The organism is Microcystis sp. M49636_WE2 (genome assembly GCF_030065375.1).
In the GTDB taxonomy this organism is placed as follows: domain Bacteria; phylum Cyanobacteriota; class Cyanobacteriia; order Cyanobacteriales; family Microcystaceae; genus Microcystis; species Microcystis aeruginosa_C.
Genome location: NZ_JASJFG010000491.1, coordinates 1 through 2,611, shown reverse-complemented (window position 1 = coordinate 2,611; position 2,611 = coordinate 1). Strand labels below are relative to the sequence as shown.

The window sequence follows — 2,611 nt, the reverse complement described above, 5'->3', positions numbered from 1 at the left end:
TAAAATGTCGGCGATGATGTATGAGTTTCCCTTTCGAGTTCCTGCCTATTATGCCCTGATTATTCGCTCGATGGTGACTTTAGAGGGAATAGCGATTGGCATCGATCCTAATTTTAAGGTACTGAGTAAAGCCTATCCTTATATTGCTAAACGTCTGCTCACCGATCCTTCTACGGAGTTGCGAGATTCCCTGCGAGATTTATTGTTTAAAGACGGTACTTTTCGCTGGAATCGTTTAGAAAATCTCCTGCGTAATGCTAAAGATTCTAATGATTTTAACTTCGAGAAAGTCACCGATCAAGCGTTAGATTTTCTCCTTTCAGATAGGGGTATATTTATCCGCGAAAAATTAGTTAATGAGTTAGTAAATGCGCTAGATAACTTCGGTCGTCGCACTTGGTTTAATCTCACGGTTAATTTCCGGCAACAGGTGGGTTTAGCGGTACAAGAAACTCCCCCAGAATTGTTGGGTGATGCCAAGACTTTTGAGCATCTTCGCAACATCTTTAGTATTTTACAGGAAACAAAAGGATTCGATGCCATGGCTATGGTCCCAGTGATGACTAAACTAATCGCTAAACCGGAAACCCAACAGATGGGACAAAAAATTGCTGAAGGTTTGCTACAAAAATCCCTAGCGCGTTTGATTCGTTACCTAGTTCTCGAATTCGATACACCAAATCATCAGCAAAATGGAGAATTACCGAAAGCTTTACCCGCTGCTGATTAACCTCTGTTCGGTCAATAAATGCCGTGAAATAAATTTCACGGCTACGAGAAGAACGCTAAACTTTTTTAAAAGTTTTTTTATCCTAGCTGGTTAACGGGGTTTAAAGGTAACTTGTAAACCGTCCCGGGGGTGAGGAGTGGGGATAGAGGTGAGGGTGAGATCTTGATTGGGGAGTAATTGCCAATCGTACTTTTGTACTAAACGGACGGCTAAAATTTTCATCTCTAAACGAGCGAATTCCTTGCCGATACATTCGCGCAATCCCGCACCAAAAGGGATATATCCATAGGGTTTTTCCTCGGTTAAAAAGCGATCGGGATCAAAGGTTTCAGGATGGGAATAAATATTATTATCTTTATGGGTATTGGTGATTTGATACTGCACTGTCCATCCTTTCGGCAAATGATAACCGTTAAATTGACAGTCTTCTATTACCCGACGGAATCCTCCTCCCACGGGTGGAGTAAAACGTAAAACTTCTTTTAAAACGCGATCTAAATAGGTCATCTGTTTGAGGGTATCAACGCTTAAAGGAGTGGATAGATCAAAATTAGTTATTTCCTCAAGGACAAGCTGAAAAATATCGGGATGCAGTGCCATTTGTAGGCAGAAAGTGGCGATAGCGGAGGTTAAAGTTTCATGACCAGCAAAGAGTAATAATAGCACTTGATCCTTTAATTCCACTAAGGATAAACTTTGACCGTTTTCGTCTTTAGCTTGTAAAAGGATAGCCAGAGCATCCTGGCCTAAGTCATCATTTTTTTGTCTTTCTAAAATGATAGTTTCGATCGCTTGCAGTAATTCTTCTCGACAGCGTAATGCTTTGCCAAAAGCTGTCCAGGGAAGGGGAATGGGAAGGGTAAATAGTCCCGCACACCAAGTATCAAAAGCTTCTCCTAATTTGGTAGCAGAACCCTGGTCAAGACCGACAAATAATTTACAGGCGATATCGAGGGTATAGTTTCTCAATTCAGGATACCATGACAGGGTTTTTGCATTTTGCCAACGCTCTAAATAGCGAGCGGTAATTGTTTCTACCGTAGGGATATAACTTGCTAGGGACCGGGGTTGAAAAGCTTGATAGATTAAGCGACGACGGGAAGCATGGACATCTCCCGTATGCACCGCTAAAGATGCGCTGCCGAGGAGAGTTTTGGTACTTTTGGGCCAAGTTGCTGCAAAGTATTTATTCTCGTTGCTGAGGAGAAACCGGTTAGCTTCGGCACCGGATAAAATAATCGTGGGACTGCCAAAAATATGAGTACGGAAAAGTTGACCATATTTATTATGACGTTTACTGGCAAAATCCCCATCGGTCAAAAAAGCGATTGTTTCTCCTAATAGGGGTAATCCGAAACTGCCGGGGGGTAAGGGTAAATCGTTGCTTATAGTCATCGCTGCCTCTAGGGTAAAACTAATCAGTTGCCGTCGATTAACCCTGTTTATTTTAACCTAAAGCGGCGGAGAATTGATCGCGTAATCTAGCCTAGCAATTAGCGATCGCACTTGACCAAGGCAAGTATCTAGGCAAAATTAATTACACATCTCACCAGTCAGTCAACAATAAGAATTGCCGCCAATTGACATTTTTTAAGATCGCCGCCATAATTAGCCATTGCTAATAATAATTCGCGGCAAACGATGCTTAAACCCGCAGAGAATTTCCCAGGATATTGTACCTAAATCCCGCGCCCAATCGTCGGCGGTGATGCACTGTGGGCCATCTTTACCGATAAGGGTGACGATTTCCCCTGTTTTTACCTCTGGAATCTCGCTCACGTCAATCATTAACTGATCCATGGTTATCGCGCCGATTTGGGGTACTAAACGTCCTCTCAGGGATACTTTTAAACGATTGGAGAGATTGCGGGGAATTCCATC

The 2,611-nt window shown here is 42.6% G+C and carries 2 protein-coding genes and 1 pseudogene; 1 reads left to right on the top strand and 2 read right to left on the bottom strand.

Annotation, left to right across the window (positions count from 1 at the left end; all coding sequences use genetic code 11):
* Positions 1 to 730 (top strand): annotated as a pseudogene (locus PX484_RS11520) (AarF/ABC1/UbiB kinase family protein); the annotation flags it as partial.
* Positions 731 to 820: 90 nt separating this feature from the next.
* On the opposite strand, the gene PX484_RS11515 reads toward PX484_RS11520, so the two are convergent.
* Together PX484_RS11515 and PX484_RS11510 are read right to left on the bottom strand one after the other, a co-directional pair.
* The gene (locus tag PX484_RS11515; protein ID WP_288103910.1) at positions 821 to 2,125 is read right to left on the bottom strand and encodes a cytochrome P450; all 1,305 of its coding nucleotides are present in this window, start codon (positions 2,123 to 2,125) and stop codon (positions 821 to 823) included.
* Between the two features lie 213 nt (positions 2,126 to 2,338).
* A partial coding sequence (locus PX484_RS11510; RefSeq protein WP_288103907.1) for an alanine racemase C-terminal domain-containing protein occupies positions 2,339 to 2,611 on the bottom strand: 273 nt, incomplete at its 5' end.